7 protein-coding genes are annotated in these 5,158 nt (G+C 34.9%); 5 read left to right on the top strand and 2 right to left on the bottom strand.

What is annotated here, in order from left to right; genetic code table 11:
• Window positions 1-405: 405 nt before the first annotated feature.
• On the bottom strand, window positions 406-654 hold the full coding sequence (locus tag AC1DOS_RS17760) for a hypothetical protein (RefSeq protein ID WP_108586989.1): 249 nt from the start codon (window positions 652-654) through the stop codon (window positions 406-408).
• 464 nt (window positions 655-1,118) lie between these two features.
• Between AC1DOS_RS17760 and AC1DOS_RS17755 the strand changes: the two genes are divergently transcribed.
• The 3 genes from AC1DOS_RS17755 (at window position 1,119) to AC1DOS_RS17745 (ending at window position 2,657) form a co-directional block, all read left to right on the top strand.
• A complete protein-coding gene (locus AC1DOS_RS17755; RefSeq protein ID WP_477538569.1) occupies window positions 1,119-1,340 on the top strand; it encodes a hypothetical protein in 222 nt (73 codons plus the stop codon).
• A 191-nt stretch (window positions 1,341-1,531) separates the two neighbouring features.
• Complete coding sequence (locus AC1DOS_RS17750) at window positions 1,532-1,915, top strand: DUF3139 domain-containing protein (protein ID WP_477538568.1); 384 nt, start codon at window positions 1,532-1,534, stop codon at window positions 1,913-1,915.
• Window positions 1,916-2,117: 202 nt separating this feature from the next.
• Entirely contained in the window at window positions 2,118-2,657 is a 540-nt protein-coding gene (locus tag AC1DOS_RS17745) for an SMI1/KNR4 family protein (protein ID WP_477538567.1), read from the top strand.
• A gap of 183 nt (window positions 2,658-2,840) precedes the next feature.
• Here AC1DOS_RS17745 and yfkAB read toward each other — a convergent pair whose 3' ends face one another.
• On the bottom strand, window positions 2,841-3,956 hold the full coding sequence (gene yfkAB, locus AC1DOS_RS17740) for a radical SAM/CxCxxxxC motif protein YfkAB (protein WP_477538566.1): 1,116 nt from the start codon (window positions 3,954-3,956) through the stop codon (window positions 2,841-2,843).
• A 112-nt stretch (window positions 3,957-4,068) separates the two neighbouring features.
• On the opposite strand from yfkAB, the gene AC1DOS_RS17735 reads away from it, so the two are divergent.
• Window positions 4,069-4,470: a thiol-disulfide oxidoreductase DCC family protein gene (locus AC1DOS_RS17735; RefSeq protein ID WP_108586997.1), complete on the top strand. Its 402-nt coding sequence runs from the start codon at window positions 4,069-4,071 to the stop codon at window positions 4,468-4,470.
• A 17-nt stretch (window positions 4,471-4,487) separates the two neighbouring features.
• A complete protein-coding gene (locus AC1DOS_RS17730) occupies window positions 4,488-4,976 on the top strand; it encodes a DinB family protein (RefSeq protein WP_108586998.1) in 489 nt (162 codons plus the stop codon).
• Window positions 4,977-5,158 lie beyond the last annotated feature (182 nt).

Genomic DNA, 5,158 nt, shown 5'->3' with positions numbered 1-5,158 from the left:
GTATCATCAGCATTAGTTCAACAAGGAGCATAGACGACTGGAACAAACAAACACAAACATTGGAAAAATTGAAAGCCAAAGTACTTTTTATCCAATCACAAGCGTAGCCAGTAAGCAGAAGTTTAGGCATATTGGATGCAATGCTACAAGGTAGTGAACAAGCTAGCCGAGAAGCAAATAGACAACAAATGCAAAGACAGCAGGAACAGACTAAAGGAAAAAGGAATAGCAGATTCAGAGGGATTCGATGAAAAGAGGGTACGAACGATAATAAAAAGCCACTACCTATTTTGGTAGTGGCCGTTCTGTGTTTTATTGCTTGTTATCATTAACAAATTTAAGGTGTCTGGTACTTTTTATTCTGATTCTTACTATATGTATTAAAAGCTAAGCTCTGCTGAGGAGTTAAGGATGAAAGTGTATCTTTTTTGGGGTTTTAAATAGCAGGCAATGCGCATTCCCCACTTTTTCTTCTATATAGTCGAGTGAATAATCACCCAATGGATCTGATAAATCGCCGATTGCCCGGGATAGATTATCAATCACAAGTCTTAATGTATCAAATTGTCTTAGCTCTTTCCTTACATTCATCTCATCCATAATTTCATGAGCAAGATGTTGGATTCGCCTTAAGCGCATTTCTTTTGTTTGCATGATCTACTCATCCTCCTTATATTGTTTAAATATATGGCTAACAATAGGGATTGATGAGTAGATGCTTTGAATGGAGTTCATCGAATATCCCGGGGCTCCGGTAGATTATCGTCTTATCTGGACGGTTGCCTTTTTTGACAACCCATTCGAACCGAAGGTGATCACTACCTAAATCCGGTTGTTATGTCAACCTATTATGTAGGCTATATAAAACCCGTTTCAGCGATTGAATAGATGTTTGACGGACGAATCATCCAGTTTCTTCCTCAACTAACGGGGCAGGTTAATTCAATTACAATTAAAGTATTAACTCAGTACAAGAAACATAACCAAAAACTTTACTATTTTAGTAACTGCCTGGATATCGCTTCCAATTCTATATCCAATTATAATTCTTTACTATTAAAACTCCTTAAAATGGTATATTAGATATATCTAAATTATAAAGAAGGAGTGGTATAGACATGTCAGAAATAAACAAAGTTATTCCTAATGTTGAAAAGATGAAAGAAGTAGGGGTAGCCGTTGCTGAAGTAGGTAAAGCGTTTGGGGAAGCGATAAGGAAACACCCTGAAAAAGCATTAAGTATAGGAGGGGTCTTAGGGGGTCTTTATATCCTAAAACATAAAAAAATTAAATTCAAACTTAAAAGACCAGATTTAGACATTGAATTTGAAACAGAATAAATTATTTTAAAGACATTGACTTGCTTTATTAGGAAAAATCTGGGTCCTCAGCTAAGAGAAGTAATTTCTTCTTCAACTAACGGGGGCTTTACTTCAAGAAGGGTAAAGCTTTTTTTCTTATTGAACTAAAGGGGCAGGTTACTTGAAGAAGGTTACTGTGGTAATATGGGGCTCAAAGGAAGTGTTTCCTCATGCGAATTAAAATAATTATCAGCAAATTCCTATTAATCGTTATAGGAATTGCTATTATCTGGTATATAATTTTTCCTGCTCATGAAAAATTAGCGGAAGAACGGATCGATACGTATATGGCAGCTCAGGGTATCGACAAAACCAAAGTATCCCAAAAGAATTCGTTTATGAATGGAACAGGTAGATGGGAAATTCATTACAAATTTGAAGATGAAGAAAATATAACGTATCAGTACAACTACGATAAAACATCGGATAGAGCCATAGTATTTATTAGTAATAGAGGGGTTCCAATTCAAGGGGGCATGAAACATCCTAGCCTTGATAAAAACCAAAGTTGGACGGCATTTGATGAAAACGGAAATATTATATTAAATAAATGAATGGTCTAATTAAAAACGAATTTAAAAATATCCAGTTTGTTTCTTTAACTAACGGGTGCTTATTTGAAGATCATCGGGCTGCTATTCAGCTCTTTTTCTTATTCAACTAACGGGGCAGGTTAGTTTAAGAAGGAGATTTTTTATTAAACCACGAATGTTCAATATAGAATCAATATCCATTTCAATGAAGAGGTGTATATTATTGAATGAGTTCTCAATTTCTAATATCTTGGCAACATTGAAAACACGATTAGACGAAAATAGTTTATTACATGTACAAAGTAGCTTTGGAATTTATCCGAAGAAGGGTTTTCTGTTCAAAAATCCAATTACGATTGAAGAATTAGAGAGAATTATTATTGAAAACGGGTTGATTCTTCCAAAAAATCACAAGGAATTTTTGTTACTTCATAATGGTGCTGAATTCTTTACCTATGAATATGGATATTCCTTTTGTCTATATTCATTAGAAGAATTGATTCGTGAATATAATAAGATGCTTAATTACAATTTCAGCACCTATATTAAGCAGAATTGCTATCCAATAGGTTATGTAATCGATATTGGACCTATTTTAGTTGACTATTCAAAAGTAAATCAGGCAGGTAAAGAGAATATCCTTTTGGATGGTATTGAAACAATTGATTTTTATTGTGATTTAAATACTTGGCTAGACAGAATGATTAGTGCTGAAGGTAATCTGTATTGGGAATGGTATTCAAAGGTTAAACAACATGATTAAGTTTTTTTTCTATTTTTTCTTAAACTAACGGGTGCTTTAGTTCAATAAGCCGATAAATAAAAAAACTCAGAGCTTCTATGCTCTGAGTTTTTTCAAACCAAGTCTGGTGTTAATTTTATTGCGACTACATTTGCTTTGTGATTTTGTACTTCAAAACGGAACACGTTATCAATGGCTGCTTTTTCACTTTACAGAACCACTTTCAAATATGTGGTCCTTGTAATACATGTTTTTCACTAATACGTTAGGACCTAAGCATTTGACGGCTGGACAATGGCAATTTAACTCTTTAGCAAGAGGGGAATCTAACCATTGATCGAATATGGCTGGCAAAGAATCATTTTTTAGATTGCCTAGTACAGGCGCGTCACCGAAGTCAGTGACAATGACTTCGCCAGAAAAGATATTGATATTTAAACGGGAACGGCCATCTGGATCATTTCGAACCGTTACATTCAACTCGTCTTTTAGTCTTGCTTGAAGGTTGCGATCCTCAGCACTTGAGCTACATGGATAAAATGGCAATGTACCAAACAGCATCCAAGTGTTTTTATCTCGAACATCAAGCAAATGATGAATTGCTTGACGTGTTTCTTCAAGTGTCAAAGATGTCAAACTACTAGCGAAGTCAGATGGATACATAGGATGAATTTCGTGTCGAGCACATTTCATTTCTTCTACCACTTGTCGGTGTATATGTTCTAAATAAGGTAAGGTTTTTTTGTTTAACATAGTTTCTGCAGAAACCATGACACCTGCTTCAGATAACATACGGCTATTTTCAATCATGCGATTAAAAAGTTTAGCACGTTGATCATAGGAAGGTTTTCGTTCCATAACTGCAAAGCCAGTTTCAACAAACTCGTCCACCGTTCCCCAGTTATGAGAGATATGTAATACATCTAAATAAGGAGCAATTAACATATATCGCTCTGGGTCTAATGTTAAATTCGAGTTGATTTGTGTGCGAACACCGCGCGAATGTGCATATTTTAACAGTGGAAGGACATAATTTGTCACCGATTTTTTGGATAACATCGGTTCGCCACCAGTTATGCTGAGCGTCTGTAAATGCGGAATTTCATCTAAACGTTGACGTAAAAGATCAAAAGGCAATGCCTCTGGGTCTTTCGTTTGTAATGTATACCCTACTGCACAATGTGCACAGCGCATGTTACAAAGTGTCGTTGTCGTAAATTCAATATTAGAAAGTGTAAGCTTTCCGTGATTTTCTATATCTGAATAAGCTTCCCAAGGATCGTACGAAGGGGTAAGTTTTTGAAGAGTAGTGTTTATCATTAAGTAATCGTCCTTTCTACCAAATCATTGTCGCATACCAAGTGAAGATTGAAAACGTTATATTGTCGTTTATTTGTCGATTCAAGTAATATAAGAATAAAAGGTGAAATTTATGGAAACTAAATCCCCAGTTCTTTTTTATGATGGAAGCTGTGGTTTTTGTCAACAATCAGTCCAATTCATTTTACAACATGAACGGGCTGAAGAAATCTTTTTCGCAGCACTTGATAGTGAACTTGCCTATCAATTAAAAAAACAACACCCCAATCTAAAATCGATTGATTCAATTGTTGTTCTTAAGGGAAAAGAGCTATTAGTTGAATCTGATGCAGTGTTTGCACTTACAACTTATTTGAAAGCACCATACCGTTATGCAAAATACGCACACTTTGTACCAAGGACGTTATGCGACTATGTTTATCGATTGGTTGCAAAACATCGACATCGCTTAATTCGTCAAAACGAATCGTGCTTTTTGCCTTCACCACAACAAAGGAAACGCTTTTTGTATTAGTCAAAGGAGAGATAAAGATGTTTTTAGAAGATAATAATGAAATTCGTAAAGAGCTATTTCAAACCATTGATGGATTAACAGATGAGCAATTTAACAAGAATCCATCAAATGAAGGATGGTCTCCAAAACAAATATTTGAACATCTAGTTCGAATGGAAACAGTCATTGCAACCAATATTGCGAGGGAATTAAAAAACCCAGAGAGTCCTAAATCGATGAAAAAACCGATAGCACTTTCTACAAACCGCTTAATAAAAGTAGAGGCGCCAGGGTATACTGTGCCAACTGAAGATTACAAATTAAAATTAGAGATGAAAAAAGAGCTTCATGATTCACGTCTCTTCCTATTAGATGTATATGAATCAAGCACAAAAGAAGTATTCCGTGAAAAATCATTCAAACATCCTGTTTTTGGACACGTACCATTAATACAGTGGTTTCCATTCGTTGGACTTCATGAAAAAAGACATTTAAAGCAATTGAAAAAAACAATCGAAATGTTGTAAGGTCATAACAATTACTTATCACATCCTATAATTTTAATGTAATTTACTTATAAACTAGACTACGTTATGATTAGAACTGGAGAAAAGTCGCTACCAATAGATGAGAGCCTTTTCATAAATAAAAGGAGGAATAGACATGGCAAAAAGTAACTTGCATAATAGCCGTACTTCTTTCGACTTAA

Source organism: Paenisporosarcina sp. P5_A11 (assembly GCF_056400705.1).
Note: the sequence above shows the minus strand (reverse complement) of the source record. Positions and strands in the feature narration are given on the sequence as shown.